We start from the raw sequence: 17,228 nt of genomic DNA, 5'->3' as shown, positions 1-17,228 counted from the left end.
AGGAATAGGAGAATAAAAAACGAGAAAAGATGCCGTTATTTAACCAAAAAGATGTATATTTGTGTCATTATTTCAATTAAGCATGGAATATCTTAAATTACCGTTAGACTTATCTGCCGCTTTGGGAGGACAATTGGAGCGATGTTCTTATGAAGAGTCCATTGCTCAAAACATCATGATGATGATTGTTTCGAAATATGGAGAGGCAGAGAGCAAAGATGATTATGGCTCTGTGATTTGGAATTTGGAATACAACCAAACTGTTTTTAACCAGGATTGGGAAGAGAATGTAAAGAAATCATTGGAAAAGACCATAGTCAAGTACGAACATCGATTGAAAAATATCGAAGTGAACGTAGAGTTGACAGAGGTCGAGGAGGAAATTAGGAATAAATATCCTAATGCACGCCGCCGTGTGAGGATTGGCGTGAGAGGATTACTGATTTTAAATGACAATCCTTTCTATTTCAATACATACCTCTACATCAGTCCTCTTTCTCAATAATAAATACTCAGCGATGATAGATAAACGACAACAAGAAATCAAAGAGCGCATTTCTCGCTATGCAATGGACATGTGGGGCATTTCCGATCCGACTCAGATGGATCCTGTCATAGATCTTCTGTTGGACGTGTTTGCCTATAACAGTAACCGATTATACCAAGACCTGGAATTGTCTGATGCTGCAATATTGCATCGGTTAGCTCGGCTACTTGTTCCTCATAAATGGTCTTTGCCTTTCCCTGCCCATGCTTTGATGACCGTTAACCCAGCTTCAACTGAGATACACGCGCTTTCTATAGAAGATCGTTTTCAAACAAACAGAATGATTTTCAGCAAGGGCTTGATTCCCATTACTTTCACACCTCTGGCGGCTTATCCATTGGTGCAGGCACAGGTTAAAAGCTTAGCTTTCGGCGACAAGCTGTATACTTACTTTGATGACGGCCGAAAGATAGGCTCAATTTTTCCTAAAGAAAAAGACGAAGAGGACGATAATTCTGTTTGGGTAGGAATAAAGATTTTTGAAGAAACCTTGTCAAGCATAGACACGCTGACGCTGTGCATCTTACCAGAAGACGAACGGTTGTCGCCCTTTATCAAGGATATACAAGTCTATGATACTGACAACAACTCCATACACACATACTCACCACAGTTCTCTTTGCCGGAAAAGGAGAAGTATCATTATTTTGATGATATCAACGATTACTATGCTGATAACTATATAACAATAGATATCGCAAACCATTCTAAGAGAGAGAGTTTGTGCTGTACTATCATACCGAGGGCATGGAGAGCCGACGAAACAGATAAAAATCAAGAAAGCCTCTGCTGGTTCAGACTCCAATTCCCCAGCACACTGTTCAATGTGAATTTTGAGAAAATAAGATTTCTGACGAATACTTTCCCTGTTGTTAACAGACAACTGGTTACTCAAAAACACGATTTCTTAAAAGACGGTTCTATCGTTGCTCTTCCATGCAACGATGATACCCATTTCCTGCATATAGAAAATCTACAAGACAGCAGAGGAAGATACTACACAGACATAAGAAATCATTCTGAAGAAAATCCCATTGAAGCTTTCAGCATGTATTTCGGTAACCTCGAAAAATTCCATTCTGACAATGCCCGTAGTCTTATTGTTAGGCTGATGCAATTGCTAAGGGAAGATGAGAATGCCTTCAAAGGGGTATCTACGAAACGGATTAGTTCTCAACTCAGTGAAGTCTATCAAAAGATAGAAGAAATGGATAAGACTGTCCATGATATGGTTCAGCAAGGAGATAAACATAAAGCATTTGTGTTGGTTTATCCTCCTAAGGATGTAGAAGGTGCAGAGGTGAGGTATTGGACTACAGTTGGAAATGTGGCCAATGGCTTGGACGCAAGAGCGCTTCTGATTCAAGATTCTCAAGGTAAATTTTTAAATGCCGGGCTCCATTTCCAGACCACAACCAAACAGGGCACCAACCATAAAGATGAACAGGATTTAATTAACAGCCTGCGTTATGGGATGCTAAGCAGAAACCGCATCGTAACACAAGAGGATGTGCGTAGTTACATCTTCCACAAGTTAGGCGGCTCGATTAAAGATATTGACATACGCGATGGTGTTGCTATTTCTCCTGACGTGCGAAAGGGAATTGTACGAACCACGGAGATAAAGATAAAAATGAAGCAAAGAAAGGAAAATGAGCCGGATGATTTCGTTGCAACCGCACGTTTCCTTGAAAAAGAACTGGCAAAACGCTCCATTAGTAAAATACCTTATAAAGTGTCATTCGAATGAACGAACAGAATTATAGTACAAGTCTTTTAGCTGCCATCAAATTAGCAAAGGCTATGGCACGGCAAGACAAGCACCATTCTTATGGTGTTGCCCATCTTGCTACGGCAATGATGACAGAACAAACAGGCCTGCGAGAGATATTGACATCCATGCAGAAAGATGTGGCATACATTATGGATTGGTTCGATACCCATAAGGAAATGTACATCTCGTCTGGCAATGAGGCATCGGACATCATTGCTGATGGAGAAGTAAAGCTTGTGTTGGACGAAGCCGAACGTTCCAAAATAAAATTGGGAACAGATTACGTAGACGCCTTGTGTGTGTTTACTGCCATTGTAAGAGACGGTGTCGTATATTCGCATCAGCAAATAGAAGGACTCGGAGTTTCAGAAGAAGACATCCTGGATTATTTCAATGCGGGAGCATCTCCCTTTTCCATAGGTGAAGAACAAGAAATGCCCTCGTCTATCCAATATGCTTCCGACTTAAAAAGACCGGAAATATTGGAAGAAGGAAAGACGATTATCGGGCGCAGCAAAGAAGTGAGACTCATCCTCGAAAATTTAGAACGGGCTGAAAACAAGGCTGTTCTGCTCGTGGGTGCGCCTGGTATCGGAAAAACTGCTATCGTGAAAGCATTGGCGCATGAGGTGGCTTCTAATAAAGACGAGTTGATAAATCAAACAGCCCTCGTTAATTTGAATACACCAAAAATCTTAGCACAGACTTCTTCCGAAGCCGAAGTGGGACAAAAGATAACCGCCTTATTACAGAAACTCAACCCGTCTAAGACGAAGGCTGTATTGGTTATTGATGATTTACAGATGCTTTTAGAAAACGGCAATACTTCCAATGCCACTTCGCTTATCAATATTCTTGATGCACAGATTAGCGAAGGAACAGTAACTCTGGTGATGCTCTTATCAACAGACGCATACAGGAAACACATTGAGAAGCATCCGATAGTTAATCGGTTGAATGTTATTAATGTAGAACAATTAGAGCCCAATATCCTTAAAAGTGCGCTCTTAGAACATAAAACACAGTTGCAGGCGCATTACAGTTTGGCGGTCACAGAGGAAGCCATTGATAGTGCTTGTAGTCTGGCAAATAGATATTATAAGGAGAAAAGTCAACCTGCATCTACATTAGACTTGCTTGACAGTACGGCAGCTTCTGTACGATTGAGCAACAAGAATGCTCAAGAAACCATAACGCAATTGACTGAGACCTACCAAAAGTATTGCAAGCAGCCAATAGAAGAAGTGAAAGATCGTGATTTGCATTTGCTTTATCACACTATCTTCAGCAAAATCAGTGTTGTACTTATCTCCAAGATAGTAGACAATTTCATCCTTACCGATGAAGATACTACTCAACAGAAATTAGAGAAAATAGGGCTGATATTGAAAGAACTTGCAGAAGTTTCAGCCAAAGGCATACAAGCTATTTCTCCACTTGAGGTGGAAGCAGTCGTTGCCGGCGATACAGGAATACCCATAGGAAAGATACAAGCACAGGAGAAAGATCGCCTGCTGGGAATTGAAACGAAACTGTGCGAACGCGTCAAAGGACAAAACAAAGCGATAACCACTCTTGCCGATGCCATTATCGAATCACGTAGTGGATTAAGCGACCCGAAGAAGCCTATCGGTTCTTTCTTCTTTCTCGGTCCGACAGGAACGGGGAAGACAGAACTTACCAAATCGCTTGCCGAACTTCTCTTTGATGACGATTCTGCCATGATTCGTTTTGATATGTCGGAGTTTAAAGAAGAGCATTCTGCAGCACTGCTTTACGGAGCTCCTCCTGGTTATGTAGGCTATGAGGAGGGTGGATTGCTGGTTACGAAAATCCGACAGAAACCATACTCTGTGGTGTTGTTCGATGAGATTGAGAAAGCACACAGCAGTGTATATGATGTGTTCCTCCAAATGATGGATGAAGGAAAAATACACGATAAACTGGGACGCGAGGGCGATTTCTCAAATTCAATCATTATATTCACTTCAAACATTGGCAGCCAATGGATAGCCCAACAGATACAAGAAGGACATCAACCCAAGTCCAATGAACTCATAGAAGTTATGTCGAAATACTTTCGTCCAGAATTTCTTGGTCGTCTGACAGAAATAGTTCCTTTCTCACCAATCACAGAGTCTGTGGCACAAGAAATATTTATGCTTCAGTTCTCACGTCTCCAAAAACAGTTGCTTGACCAAAAGAATATTCAGGTAGACTTGGCGCCCGAAACCATTTCTTACCTGACAGAAAAAGGCTTTTCACCACAGTATGGTGCACGCCCCATAGCCGGCGTTATCAGAACCTACCTGAAAAAGACTATTTCGAAACTGATTGTTTCCGAAATGATCAAACAGGGTGACCGAGTGCTTGTTGCCTATAAGGAAGGGAATTTGCAATGGGAACGGATATGAATATCAACAAAAGAGTAGCTGTCAATGAATTCTCGAAAAGTGAGGCGGGCAAACTCCTTGCCGAAGTCTTTTTCAGAGAACTTCAGTTTATCTCCGGAGAGACTCTCTTGGATAAACTCATCGTCCATAACCATGGAATGAACCGTCGTGTTCTATCACAGGATGTTCTTGATACTCAAACAGAAGATTTGCCAGGAACATCCAAGGTACAAATCGTCCTTCACCTTGCTCGTAATGGCATTTACCATCAACTTCCAGAGTTTCTTTTTCATCCTATTTCGCTGAGTTCACCTGGCATGACCAACAATGAAATTGTGGCAGCCATGCGTGCTAACCGAAAGAAAGAGGAAAAGACTATCAAATTCTTTCAACCTTTTGACACAGCATTTTTCAAGGATGGCGTCAGTATTTTCAAACGAAGCTTGGACCTTTTTAACAGTCCTTACGCCAATCGTATCTTGCAGAATGTCTCTTCGCTTTTCTATTCAAAGGCAACACCTTTGACACAAGGCGAGAAATACCGACTCTTTTTATTCCTTTGCCAGGCAGAAGATTTGAAGGAGAACTTGTCTGCATTAGAGAATGTTCTCTATACGGTATTGTGTATGCAAGTATCCTTGAAATATAAATCTCACAATATCAAAGAGCCTCCATATGGGACATTGGGAACTTGCCGATTGGGCTTAAACTCTGGACTTTCCGGTTCCTTTGCCTCTGAACTGGATGATGTGGAAGCTAAACTTTGCTTTAAAAAGAATATAGAAAGCGAAAAAGTTCTCAAGGAAAAGATGGATGCCGTAAGATTCATTTTATCGTTCTTCATTGTGTCTGCCAGACACATTGACATCATTTATACCGTCAAATCAAATACAGAGTTTGTATTAGGGACAAACTTCTTAGGTTATGACACAAACTTGTAAAAAGATATCAGTATAATGAAACCATTAATTCTGTTCTTCCTAAAATATCTGTTAGCACCTTTGCTTGCAATGTTGTTACTTTTCATCATGAGTGCTTTGAAATCAGTCAGGCAAAAACTCAGCATGAAAAAAGTTATCATATTTTCATTGCTTGCCGGCCTTTTCTTGGGGTTACCTTCCCTTTTCGGTTTGTTGAAAAACGAATTCGTATGGGGTGGCTTGGCTCTGACAGTTATATCTTATCTTTTGCTTGGTGTATTTTTCTTGATTGCATTGAGAACTATAATGAAAGAGGGAAATACAGAACCCAGCAGGACAATCAGTATTCTACTTATCCTGACATCTTCTGTTGTCGGCATGTGGATTTATTATCTTATCTTCGATTGGGTCAGTGGAGGACTACCATATACAGCATGGGCTATAACTACTGTATTGTGGTTCATGATACCCTATTTTGTTTATCAAAGTTTTGATAAGTTCCGCAATATTCAACCACCCGTCTATGCCTTATGGAAAAGCAATGAGAGTGGGTTTAACCGCAACTATTGGGACACATTCGACAATTTCAGATCAAAAACTGTCAAGGTGAAGATTAAAAGAAGGAAAGGAGATACTGGCTATGCGATGCTGACGGTCCGCCTTTCGGATGAAATCCCTTTGGGCGACTGGTTTGACTGGTTAGTAGAAGACCAGAACAAACGCTTCCCACAAGCCAAGATAGATAAACATTTGGACAATCCCGAGAGCGGCTGGATTTTCTATACGAGCAAGTGGTTCAAATATCCGCTTTTCATCCGTATGCTCGATCCGCGTTTGTCTGCAGTAGAGAATTATATTAAGAAAGACCAAATTATTTATATAAAACGTGTAATAAGCATAAATCATATACAGCATGAAGAAGATTGAACACCTGCCCGTCAATTGGGTCAATGGACTCAAACTGAACAATGGACATTTTTTTGAGACTTATTATAACATGGTGGATACCGTTAGACAAAATCGTGAAGAATGTCTGACATCCCATAGTTACGGATTTGGAGAGAATTTAACGGACACAAAAAATCCCATCGAATGGGAGATAAAAGGCGATTCCTTAGAAACTTTCTCTATCTGCTTGAAATCTTGTAATGCCGTTACTCGTAGCGGATTGTCGATTATCTATGACCAATCTCTTTATGGCGATTATATCCCGGCTGTAAATATTAAGGATGTCGATGCAGACTTAAAAAAAGATCAGGTTTTCTATATTGTCCTTTCCGTCAATCCATACAAACTGCTTCCTGTAGGCATGCCTGATCCAGAAGTTACTCCCCTACACCATCCATATGCACTGCCTGAAGTAAACCTACAGTTGCTAACGGAAGTACAGGTGAACCAGAACTTTATGGAGTATAATTGCATCATAGCAGGGAAATGTATTGTAGAAGGAGGGTTGTTTGATATAGACAAACAATATATTCCACCAGTACAAAGAATATGTCATGATGAACGTTTGTTGTCTTTTCTTGATATTTTTCAGAGGCATGTCAAGGTCATTTACGATTATGCCCTATCCATCTATCGGAAGAATGTAACGGATGCGCGTAGAGACAGGTTGGTAGAAAATACATTTGCACTTTGTAATGTAGTTCAAGACTTTTATAATATGAGTATTTTTGATTTAGAGCACCTATCCTCAGAGCAGCCGCCCATATATTTGGTACACTTGGCAAACAGACTTGCTAATAAGTTGTTAACAACCCTACGCATCATGCCAGAAAAAGAATCTGAATATCTACTTCAATACTTCAACGAATGGACGAATATCAGCCCTGCTGATTTTCTACAGACGGTAGGGGAAGTAGGAAATATCACGTATAAGCATACAGATATTTTCTCATCATTGAAGTCTATCAGTAGTCTTATGAAACAGTTGGAAAGAGTATTCAAGAAGATGAGTGAGTTAGAGTATGTCGGACTGATGAGAGAGAATATTATTCTTAGTGAAGACAGCGATGGGAACACTTCCGAAAATGATAAAAAATCATGGAAAGTTTGGGAATAATACAAACTCTTAACAATGAACGAAAAGAATAGAAAAGAGCGTAAGGCAGCTAAGATAGCATTTATAATACAGTTCTCATATGTCTTGTTGTTATTTCTTCTCTTTGGTATCTGTACGTTGATAACAGCCCGTAAAGGTATCAGTACACTTGAAGAGAAGAAGGCTTTGTATGATGATATTTTTAGAAAGCAAGCAGATTATAATTTCCGTATGGATGATATGTTTAGGAATATGAACAGTCTGTCCACCAAGGAGAGAAGTGGTAATGAGCATAGGCAATTACAGTTGATTATCACTCAAGAACGTGACAAAATGCTTGATGAAATAAATGGGACTGATGCAGATAGTATTAATTATGCACTTTATAAGTCCATTCTGGAACAAATCTCTACAACACAGGATGCTATAGATCGTTACGACAGGGAGGCACGCAGGCGCGCGTATAATCTCGGGCAGTTGCAAAAAGGACGGAGAAAGTTAAGATAGTATATAATAATATTCATTAAACAGAAAGTGTAGGAATATGACAAAAGACGAGAAAGTATGGGTAGGAATAAAATTTGTTCTCTTGCTGTCTTTTTCAGTGACATTGATAGGTGTTATTCTTTGCAAATACATCATTCATGTTCCTGAAACTCAAACAGAAACCCTTGTCAAGGATATAAATGAGTCCGAAGCAATACTGTCTGATCAGCATAAGATGGCTCTGCAATTTGACATGATTAAGGCAGACATTGACTCGTTGAACTTTGAAATCCAGCAGGAACAACATACAGATGAAATTAAAACGAGGATTTCACAGCTGCAGGATGTCTATAAAAAGCATGACAGTAGTCCGAGATATTTATATGGTGTGCAGGCATATAAGTTCTTACAGGAATATTTCGATATCCGTGAGAACCTTGGTTATACAATCAGTGACAACAAACTCATAGAACAGGATTTGGAAAAAATAAAAGCAAATATATAATTAACCGTTATGAATGAAAGACAGAAAATTCTGCTGGCAATCATTTCTTTTTTAGCCATTGTCAGCCTGTTGGTTCTCTTGTTTCTTCCATCAAGAACCGACTCTAAGAGTGTTGATTTCTACATTCACGATTCTGATGGGAATAATCAATTAGAAGTCAATGAGATTATTAAATTCAGCGTCAATGATTCCAGTAGCTTGGGAGAAAAAGTTGTATTATGGAAGATGGGCAACGGTGACAGTATCGTTGGTCATCCCAATATTCAGTACAGATACCCCAAAGCAGGAAAATATCTTGTAACCCTTCAAATAGATGGTAAACGCATTATAGAGAAATCTATATTGGTCATTGCAGTGAAGGAAAAGATAGAAGTGGATTCTGTCCCTAAAATCAATGGTGTCTCCCAAGGCTACGAGGGTGAGGACCTTGTCTTTTCAGCTGAAGGACATGGAGTGGATACCTGGTACTGGGAGTTTGGGGAAAGTGGAACAGTCGACGCTTTCGACCGTCAGGTAGTGTATAAGTACGACAAACCTGGAAAATACATTATCAGGCTGAAAACGAATACAACGAGCAAGCCTGTAGAACATGAAATCACTATTTTACCTAAGGTGGAAGACATCATGGAGCAGGCGCAGGTAGATACACTCGCACTTATTCAAAATGATATCAAACGGCATTTGCAGGCAATTGCCAATGCAAAGGTTTCAGATAGATCAGCCTATTACATTCACATGAATTATATCAAGAATACTTATTTCCACAATGATGCCGATCAGGTGATGGTGGAAGTCAACGGCAATCGTTTCAATGTCTTTCCCGACTATTGCCAGAGCCTGCATTTTTTGGAGAGTAATCGTAATAAGAGGATTTTTATAGAAGATGTCAAAATTGATGACAAGGATCGCATCACTAAAATACAAGTAACCCAAAAATATATCGGAAAATGAAACAGTCTATATTTTGTAATCAGATGAAAGGACTGATCTCAGCCCTTCTTTTCCTTCTGCCTTTAAATAATAGTTATGGGCAAGTGACGAAATATGAGCGACTAAATTGTATTGCTCACCGAGCTTTTAATTTTGTCCCCAATGCACGGAAATTTCCTACAGTCCGGAAAAATAAGGATTTGCTTGTAGTCTATTCCGACAGAGATGGCAATAAGGCATACGCCAATCATTTTGCACAGAGAGTGCTGAGCGAACAGAAGATCGGTAGTCCATACTATGTAACGGATGAAAAGAATGGGTTTTGTAAGGTGATAACAGCCTCACAATCTATCGTGGGGAAGCCCAAAGGACTGCTGAGCGTTTTCTATGGTAGCAAGCACCACCTCAAAGATGCGGCAAGTGCCCCGTTTGTCGGATGGATACCCAAAGACCGCTTACTGGCTTTCGGACATGCTTTTGTCTCTCCTTCTAATCATGCGCCGGTTAAGTACCGTGTGGGCGCAGCTTCTGCCGGCAGACTTTTCAGTCTGCATCCCTATTGTAAGGCTGACAGCGTGTTGGTATTCAAGGATCCGTTCTTTGGTGAGAAAACTACACAGCGTATCAGTTGGGGACAAATTGTCTATGCGTACAAATATGATGAGAGTAAGCAGGCTGTTCTCATTTCCGACAAACCCATGCTCAATGATCCTGCACGAAAGGTTTTGGGGTGGGTTCCGAGTGATATGATTGCTGAAGTCGGACAGAATGATGCCTACATACTGAATGAAGAACAGATAAACGGACAACCCCTGCAATCCGATGTTCTTTTCTTGTTCAACGAAAATAAGATTAGTCAGGAAAACAGGGTCAATCTACCATTGGCGGTTTGGGATACCGACCGTAGTCGCATTATCAACATCAAGGGAGGAGATTTTCCTGTATCCGAAATCAGACGAATGTATAATGGCAGCAAGAATCTCAATATCCACCTACTGTTCTTCGAGAAAGACAAGGTGGAGGTTAAGGCATTGGCAAGCACACTACAAAGCATTGCTATGAAAATCCCGCAAACATTCCGGACAGTATTCTCAATGACTTCCATTTCCGATAATGGCAATCGACATCTTAAATGTACATCAAACTATGGACAATGGCTTTCTTTTTTAGAGAAAACGACCTCCGGTCATGCAGGAACTACCACCTCACCGGCAGGCTTCCAAGCCGCCGTCAATACAATTTTCAATGAAACACCGTATGTGAAATTCGAGAATGATGTTTTCATTGTCTTGGGCACGGATGAAGTTCCTGCTTTTACACCGGCTATCAAAGCTAAATTAGCAGCACGCTCTGCCTGTCTACTGTTTGTACAAATGTACAACAAGGATAATACTGCCCATCAAAACTTTATCCTCCAATCCAAGGAATTGCTTGATGACAACATTGCCGGGTATATGGGCTTCATTACAAGGTATATTGCCGATCCGAAATGGGATAAGCCCAGTTTGTTCAAGGATTTGAGCACTGACGAAGAAAATGTCTATCTGTTGGATGTGCCACAAAACAGTATTGCTACCGGCGGATTGGTTTTTCCGAAAATCAATGGAAGACTCTCCAATCCCGGTTTCTCAAACATTTTGGATACACTATTCGTACAGATTGCAACCAAAGACAGAGAACTTCTCACCTCGCTCACTGAGTGCAGAAACAAGTTAGGTGTACAGCGGGCTGTACCGACTGCGTATGTAACTAATTTATGCAAGTCTGCTTCCTTATCAGTTGCTGACCTCGACAGAAGCAGTGTCAGTGAAACGATTTATGCAGATACGGTGCTTAATGACTCGACGCTGTCCGGAACTGTCAGTGGTTATCTTTTGGATGGGAATGAAATCAAGGCATTATTCGATGGCTGGCGAGACCTTATGCCTTATTTTTCCTCCGCTATAGGAAAGAAAGAAATCAAGACGCTGCGAAAACTCTACCATCGGCAACGTGCCAACATCAACGGTACATACCGTAGAAAAGTGCTCTCCAATCAGTCGTCCATTTCAGATTTATTCTACTACAAGACAAGTATTCCTGCAATTGAAGAATTAAGTAAGACCGTGAGAATAAAAGATTTGACATGGAAGAAATGCGAGACAAACCATTGGAATACCTGTTATCCGCAAATGTATGAGCGGCTGGTACGGTTGGAGAGTCTTTTTAAGTCCGACAAATTGAGAACGGTAAAAATTGCAGGCACAACCTATTATTTCATTCCAAAGCAGAAAATGCTTTAATTTCTCATTGGATATTTAGTTTTTAATAGCAATGGCATTCAGCTTTATACGGCAAGATGCCATTGCTTTCTTTTGTGTCATAATCGTTAAATATTTCTAACACAGAAGTCTTTTTCTGCATTTTCCTTTGCCGTTAGATTTCAATTTTCTATTTTTGCTATCGAAGACAACAGATTGCAATTCTTCCTCTTCTTTCCAGAGCAAGACTGTCTTTCAGCCGACAGAGGAGACTTCAAGAAGTTGTTTGAGGTTTTCTCTTTTTTGTTCTCACGCCGACTTGACGACAGAATCCAGAAAGACCTCCGGTTATTATTATTAACAATTTAAAAAGTTTTAATTATGGGTTCATTCAGAGCAACATTGGAATTGGGCGGCAAGGAATATGACGTCCTGTATTCAAACTACGAGTTCAGCCGCAATACTGACTCTAAAGGCAAGCCGTCGTCAAGCATTTCCGGCGGAAGAGTATCTGTTACGGTAGAATCTACAGAGGATACCACTGCCATTGAGGCCATGCTCAACAGCCAGTTCAAGGCCGTTGACGGAAAAATCATCTACAAGAAGACCGAAGAGGATGCCAAGATGAAGGAAATCGAGTTCAAGAACGCCTACATCGTGCATTACAAGGAAACCCTTGATGCAACCAACGAGGTACCGATGACTATCGCCATGACCTTCTCGGCTGAGACCATTACCGTGGGCAATGCCGAGCTGGATAACCGCTGGCCAAAAGTATAACCACGACTGCAAGTAAGTCGGTAACAGGCCTTCCTGCCTCGGACAAGAAGCCGGAGGAGGAAGGCCTGATTTTCTTTTAAGGAATAGCAACAAAAAAACATGTCAATACTCAACCACAAGATTTCCGTAGGCATAGACGGAAAGCAGTTATTTTCCTTCAAGTCGCTAAAGCTACATCAGTCCATCAACAATCACCACCGTTTCGAGCTGCTTCTTGACCTTGAGGCTGGGGGAAACAGATATGCCCACAACCTCAAGGACAGTGCCAAATGGATTGGAAAGTCCTTCGCCGTGTATGCAGGGGAGAAATCGGAAACCACCTTCATGGGGGTCGTTACGGGCGTGAGCCTGCACAGGAAGAACAGTGATTTCGGACATATTCTGGTGTCGGGATACTCTGAGACCTACCGCCTCGAGACCGACCTGAACTTCAACTCATGGACAGGATGCACCCTGGCTGACATCATCAAGGAGATGACTTCCAAGGCGGGGGTGAGTGCAAGGATAAATCCCGAATACACCGAGAAGCTCGACTACGTTTGCCAGTACAACGAGTCGGACTTCACGTTCATCAAGCGTCTTGCCCTGCAATACAACGAATGGCTCTACTATGACGGAATCGACCTGGTCTTCGGCCGACCCGTACATCTGCCGGATGCTGTGAAGCTCGAGTTCGGGACAAGCCTCTCGTCACTTGACATCGGAGTCAAGGCGCTGGCAAAGCCGGCAAAGGTGTTCTCCTATCATTCGCTCAACGACCAGACCATTGCTGCAGAAACCCCGAACAAGCCCACCGACAAGGACCAGCTGGGCTATGAGGCCTTCCAGGCTTCGCTCGAGATGTACAGGAATCCTGCAAGGCAGTATGCCCTGCCCCGCATCCACTACACCTCAGAGATGACGAGGTATGTCAGGAAGAAGCAGGAGGCAGCCACGGCCGAGTCGCACTATGTACTGGGGCAGAGTGAGACGGCAACCCTCGTCACGGGAAGCGTGGTGGACTTGAAGAGTTCCTTCCTCGAGCGGGCGGGCAGCCTGACGAGCGAGTCACTGGGCGAGTTCTTCATCACCGAGATAACGCATACCGTTGGCGAGGACTCCTATTACAGCAATACGTTCAAGGCCATTCCAGCCGTTGTGGACACGCTGCCCGAGCCTGAAGTGGAGATGCCTGTTGCCGAACCGCAGATGGCCAGGGTCACCAGGAATGACGACAACTTCGGTCACGGACGTGTGCAGGTTCAGATGAACTGGCAGACGGAGAAGATGTCTACGGACTGGCTGCGCGTCATGGCGCCAGACGGTGGAAGCAGCGACCAGGTGAAAAGCAACCGTGGCTTCGTGTTCATTCCCGAGGTGGGTGACCAGGTGCTGGTGGGATTCCGACACGGTGACCCCAACAGACCCTATGTCATGGGAAGCCTGTTCAACGGAACTACGGGCGCGGGAGGATTTGCAGAGAACCATTTGAAAAGCATACGAACACGTAGTGGGCATGCCATAGAACTGAACGATTCGCTATCGTCGCTGGGCATAACCATTAAAGACAGGAAAGGAAATTACATCCATATCAATTCCTACGAAGACAGTATTGTCGTCAATGCAGAAAAGGACATCACCTTCAATGCAGGTGAAACATTTACGGTGAATGCAAAAAACATGGCACTCAATATCGAGGAAAATACTATAGAAAGTGTAGGAGGAGACAGAATATCAACGATTGGAAATAAAGTTTCTTTAGAAGCAAGCGAGAAAGAAGAGTATATCAGTAAAGATTCGAATGTCAAAATTGGTGGACTCTTGACTCAAGAAGCAGGAGAGATTGTACAATCGGCAACTTCAGGAGATTCTGTATTTATGGCAGAGGGAAAGGCCTTACTCCAAGGTAAAGATGATGCCCGAATCTGTAAAGGATAAATGAAAGACATATTATGAGTGAAACTGCATTTAATAGTTTTGTATATGACCGCTCTGCAAAAATCCCGCTGAGGAAAACAGGAGCAAAAGTCATCGTGGAATTCCGAACCTCGGGCAGCTATCGGGGGGAATATGGCTTTGACTGGATCCGTATGGGTGATTCTGGACGCTTGGGAGACACTTGGTATGCCAATATCATGGGGAACAAGTTTGTCAAGGGAAATTTGATTGTAGATAAAACCAAAAAAGTGTATGACAGGTATGCCTCATACTGGTTTAAGACCAAACGTTTCTTAATTCCTTGGAAAACGTATGGGAAGCAAGCTTTCAAATATATAGCTCCTGTAATGACCTTGCGAAAGGGGGCCAGTGCAAAATTAACCCTGAAAGTAGAAGTCAAAGAACCTGCAGCGAGAATGGTGTACCAATGCCAGACGCCAGGGATATTTAAGCTAAACAAGACTTCTATTCCAAAATTGCGCAAAGGCAAGCATACCCTTCCTGATCAGCTTGTGATTACTTGTTTAAAAGAGTTTTCTAAAGATCAGGAAATAAATGTCTACGCCTATGATGCAAACAATACAAAGCATCTTGCAGGAAAGCTCATCGTAAAAGCGAATGATAAGAAGCACCAGACCACAATTAATTTGGCAATTGTACGTGTTATATTTAAAAAAACCGAACGTTTTCCTAATATATCAAGCAGTATAGTGAGTTTAAAGCAAATATTGGGCCAGGCCTATGTAAATGTAAATATTAAGTATTTCTTTATATACTTGTACTCAGAGAAATCAAAAACGTTCTTTACTCCCAAAAACTGGATAAATTACACGTATACATCTAATGGCGAGTTATATCGTTTGCTTGATGCAACAATTTTAAAATTTTATCCTCAATTAGATAACTTCTTTAAGATATATTATATAGACCGATACTGTTATGTCAATAATGACACGAAAGTGGCCTTGTGTGGAAAGGCTTATGCTCTCGGCTCATCCAAAGCTATTATTTTTCGCCATGGATTGCAAGATAACACCGCCTCACACGAACTATTACATTGTATTGGATTACCACATAGTTTTTCTTCTTTGAATATAGATCAATGGGGCTTCGCCTTCAAAGAAAAGATGACAGATAACATAATGGATTATTCGGATGTGCCCACTATTGCCACGTGGGAGTATCAGTGGGAAGAGATTCATGATAGGGTTAAAAACTTTCTGGCAGGAAAATGATAAAATATATATTTTTTATAATGGCAGTATCTTTAACAGCGTGTGTTGCACATACACCGAAAGAGATCAAACAGAAAAAGGGTATGAATTATTTAGAAAGGCTTGATACGGCAGATGCCAACAGAAAGCTTCTTGAATACAAGCGGAAGCATGAACAGGAATTTCCTAATGTAGATTTTATGGGAAATTCTATGTATTGCGAATACATCGATTCTATGGGATATGAAGTGTATTTGGCAAAATATGATGATGGATATCTTAAGCGAAGGCAAATCAATGGAGCATTGTTTGGTGAACTTCGCTATTATTTCCTCAATGGCAATCTCCAACAATTGGGCGAATATTATAGTAGAGATTTTGAATGTGGAATTTGGAAAGAGTATGATATCGAAGGTCATCTTCTTAAAGAGGTTAATAAAGATGAGCCTTATAAACAATTCTCTTGGCAGAAGGTTCTATTATTTACTAAGAAGAAGGACATTGACCTTAATGATGAAAGGACGTACGTAGGACGTTATATTGATGAGTCAAATATACCGTGCTGGGATATCAGTTGGCATAAAAAAGGAGAAGGTTTCGGTCGTAATGTGGTCATAGACGCACGCAATGGACGTATCATTAATGAGACTATATCATGCATGGAGAAATAAAACGTATAATCAGCTGATTTGGATTTTACATGCAGGAAAATGATAAAGTTTATTATATTAACAATGTCAATGTTCTTAACAGCGTGCGTTGCACCTACACCTAAAAAGAACGCATCTAAAAAAAGTAATCAAATGGTTTATTTAGAAAAGCTTGATACGGCAGATGCCAACAAAAGAATCCTTGAATATAGGAAAAAAGAAGAAGCTGAAAATCCTGATGAGCAATTTATGGATTCGGCCAGTTATTGTGAATATACGGATTCTATGGGGTATGTAGTTTATATAGGTAAAAATGATGACGGATACCTTAAAACGAAACGGAGAAAAGAAAGTTTATTTGGAGAGTATCGCTATTATTTCCTAAATGGAAATCTCAAAGAATCCGGTGAATATTATTTCAACGATTTTCATTGTGGGATATGGAGAGAATATGATGAGGAGGGTAACTTGCTTAAAGAAACTGATATGGATAAACCTTATAAGAAGTACTCTTGGCAGAACATCTTGCTCTTTGCAAAGAAACGTAACATAGATTTTCATGATGACCAGACATCAATAGAACGGTATATAGATGAATCCAACATTCCCTGTTGGTATATAACCTGGAAAGATAAGACTGAAGCTTATTTTCATCTTGTTACCATTGATGCACGCAATGGGGATATCATTGAAGATAATATTGCGTATGGGAAGTTATAAAACGTATGATTAGTTGATTTGAAAAAAGGATCTGAATATATATTACCTCTGGGAAAAATATGACTGTATCAGTCGATACACATGACTTAGATAAACTCTATAATCTTA

General features: G+C 41.1%; 15 protein-coding genes. All 15 read left to right on the top strand.

Features of this window, described 5'->3' with window-relative positions; genetic code table 11:
* Positions 1 to 82 precede the first annotated feature (82 nt).
* On the top strand, positions 83 to 505 hold the full coding sequence (locus tag EL210_RS10135) for a GPW/gp25 family protein (RefSeq protein ID WP_004378724.1): 423 nt from the start codon (positions 83 to 85) through the stop codon (positions 503 to 505).
* A gap of 13 nt (positions 506 to 518) precedes the next feature.
* Positions 519 to 2,297, top strand: coding sequence for a type VI secretion system baseplate subunit TssF (locus EL210_RS10130; RefSeq protein ID WP_018921094.1), 1,779 nt, complete (start codon positions 519 to 521; stop codon positions 2,295 to 2,297).
* Complete coding sequence (locus tag EL210_RS10125; protein ID WP_018921093.1) at positions 2,294 to 4,735, top strand: AAA family ATPase; 2,442 nt, start codon at positions 2,294 to 2,296, stop codon at positions 4,733 to 4,735. Before EL210_RS10130 ends, EL210_RS10125 begins: the two co-directional genes overlap by 4 nt.
* Complete coding sequence (locus tag EL210_RS10120; RefSeq protein WP_018921092.1) at positions 4,720 to 5,655, top strand: hypothetical protein; 936 nt, start codon at positions 4,720 to 4,722, stop codon at positions 5,653 to 5,655. The genes EL210_RS10125 and EL210_RS10120 overlap by 16 nt, the downstream gene beginning before the upstream one ends.
* A 15-nt stretch (positions 5,656 to 5,670) precedes the next feature.
* Positions 5,671 to 6,561 carry a TssN family type VI secretion system protein gene (locus tag EL210_RS10115; protein ID WP_025879766.1) on the top strand — a complete coding sequence of 297 codons (891 nt, stop codon included), beginning with the start codon at positions 5,671 to 5,673 and terminating at the stop codon, positions 6,559 to 6,561.
* Positions 6,548 to 7,699: a hypothetical protein gene (locus EL210_RS10110; protein WP_018921090.1), complete on the top strand. Its 1,152-nt coding sequence runs from the start codon at positions 6,548 to 6,550 to the stop codon at positions 7,697 to 7,699. Before EL210_RS10115 ends, EL210_RS10110 begins: the two co-directional genes overlap by 14 nt.
* A 15-nt stretch (positions 7,700 to 7,714) precedes the next feature.
* Positions 7,715 to 8,185, top strand: coding sequence for a hypothetical protein (locus tag EL210_RS10105; RefSeq protein ID WP_004375720.1), 471 nt, complete (start codon positions 7,715 to 7,717; stop codon positions 8,183 to 8,185).
* Between the two features lie 37 nt (positions 8,186 to 8,222).
* Entirely contained in the window at positions 8,223 to 8,669 is a 447-nt protein-coding gene (tssO, locus tag EL210_RS10100) for a type VI secretion system TssO (RefSeq protein ID WP_004375721.1), read from the top strand.
* Positions 8,670 to 8,678: 9 nt separating this feature from the next.
* Positions 8,679 to 9,620, top strand: coding sequence for a hypothetical protein (locus EL210_RS10095; RefSeq protein ID WP_018921089.1), 942 nt, complete (start codon positions 8,679 to 8,681; stop codon positions 9,618 to 9,620).
* Entirely contained in the window at positions 9,617 to 11,881 is a 2,265-nt protein-coding gene (gene tssR / locus EL210_RS10090; protein WP_036890271.1) for a type VI secretion system protein TssR domain-containing protein, read from the top strand. The genes EL210_RS10095 and tssR overlap by 4 nt, the downstream gene beginning before the upstream one ends.
* Positions 11,882 to 12,220: 339 nt before the next feature.
* Entirely contained in the window at positions 12,221 to 12,619 is a 399-nt protein-coding gene (gene tssD, locus EL210_RS10085; RefSeq protein ID WP_004371075.1) for a type VI secretion system tube protein TssD, read from the top strand.
* Positions 12,620 to 12,718: 99 nt separating this feature from the next.
* Positions 12,719 to 14,536, top strand: a complete 1,818-nt coding sequence (locus tag EL210_RS10080; RefSeq protein WP_232000333.1) for a type VI secretion system Vgr family protein — start codon at positions 12,719 to 12,721, stop codon at positions 14,534 to 14,536.
* A gap of 14 nt (positions 14,537 to 14,550) precedes the next feature.
* On the top strand, positions 14,551 to 15,771 hold the full coding sequence (locus EL210_RS10075; RefSeq protein WP_004378916.1) for a zinc metalloprotease: 1,221 nt from the start codon (positions 14,551 to 14,553) through the stop codon (positions 15,769 to 15,771).
* Entirely contained in the window at positions 15,768 to 16,421 is a 654-nt protein-coding gene (locus EL210_RS10070; RefSeq protein WP_025879677.1) for a toxin-antitoxin system YwqK family antitoxin, read from the top strand. Before EL210_RS10075 ends, EL210_RS10070 begins: the two co-directional genes overlap by 4 nt.
* Before the next feature lie 39 nt (positions 16,422 to 16,460).
* Positions 16,461 to 17,120 (top strand): toxin-antitoxin system YwqK family antitoxin, encoded by a 660-nt coding sequence (locus EL210_RS10065; RefSeq protein ID WP_018920868.1) that lies wholly within the window; start codon positions 16,461 to 16,463, stop codon positions 17,118 to 17,120.
* The last annotated feature ends 108 nt before the right edge of the window (positions 17,121 to 17,228 follow it).

The sequence above is a fragment of the Segatella oris genome, assembly GCF_900637655.1.
Taxonomy (GTDB): Bacteria; Bacteroidota; Bacteroidia; order Bacteroidales; family Bacteroidaceae; genus Prevotella; species Prevotella oris.
The sequence above is the reverse complement of the archived record's forward strand: the minus strand, read 5'-3'. Positions and strand labels throughout refer to the sequence as shown.

Coding starts and splice junctions, on each gene's coding strand:
- EL210_RS10125 (WP_018921093.1), top strand. CDS start 2,294: ATGAACGAACAGAATTATAGTACAAGTCTTTTAGCTGCCATCAAATTA.
- tssD (WP_004371075.1), top strand. CDS start 12,221: ATGGGTTCATTCAGAGCAACATTGGAATTGGGCGGCAAGGAATATGAC.
- EL210_RS10105 (WP_004375720.1), top strand. CDS start 7,715: ATGAACGAAAAGAATAGAAAAGAGCGTAAGGCAGCTAAGATAGCATTT.
- EL210_RS10075 (WP_004378916.1), top strand. CDS start 14,551: ATGAGTGAAACTGCATTTAATAGTTTTGTATATGACCGCTCTGCAAAA.
- EL210_RS10120 (WP_018921092.1), top strand. CDS start 4,720: ATGGGAACGGATATGAATATCAACAAAAGAGTAGCTGTCAATGAATTC.
- EL210_RS10095 (WP_018921089.1), top strand. CDS start 8,679: ATGAATGAAAGACAGAAAATTCTGCTGGCAATCATTTCTTTTTTAGCC.
- EL210_RS10130 (WP_018921094.1), top strand. CDS start 519: ATGATAGATAAACGACAACAAGAAATCAAAGAGCGCATTTCTCGCTAT.
- EL210_RS10070 (WP_025879677.1), top strand. CDS start 15,768: ATGATAAAATATATATTTTTTATAATGGCAGTATCTTTAACAGCGTGT.
- EL210_RS10110 (WP_018921090.1), top strand. CDS start 6,548: ATGAAGAAGATTGAACACCTGCCCGTCAATTGGGTCAATGGACTCAAA.
- EL210_RS10065 (WP_018920868.1), top strand. CDS start 16,461: ATGATAAAGTTTATTATATTAACAATGTCAATGTTCTTAACAGCGTGC.
- tssO (WP_004375721.1), top strand. CDS start 8,223: ATGACAAAAGACGAGAAAGTATGGGTAGGAATAAAATTTGTTCTCTTG.
- tssR (WP_036890271.1), top strand. CDS start 9,617: ATGAAACAGTCTATATTTTGTAATCAGATGAAAGGACTGATCTCAGCC.
- EL210_RS10080 (WP_232000333.1), top strand. CDS start 12,719: ATGTCAATACTCAACCACAAGATTTCCGTAGGCATAGACGGAAAGCAG.
- EL210_RS10135 (WP_004378724.1), top strand. CDS start 83: ATGGAATATCTTAAATTACCGTTAGACTTATCTGCCGCTTTGGGAGGA.
- EL210_RS10115 (WP_025879766.1), top strand. CDS start 5,671: ATGAAACCATTAATTCTGTTCTTCCTAAAATATCTGTTAGCACCTTTG.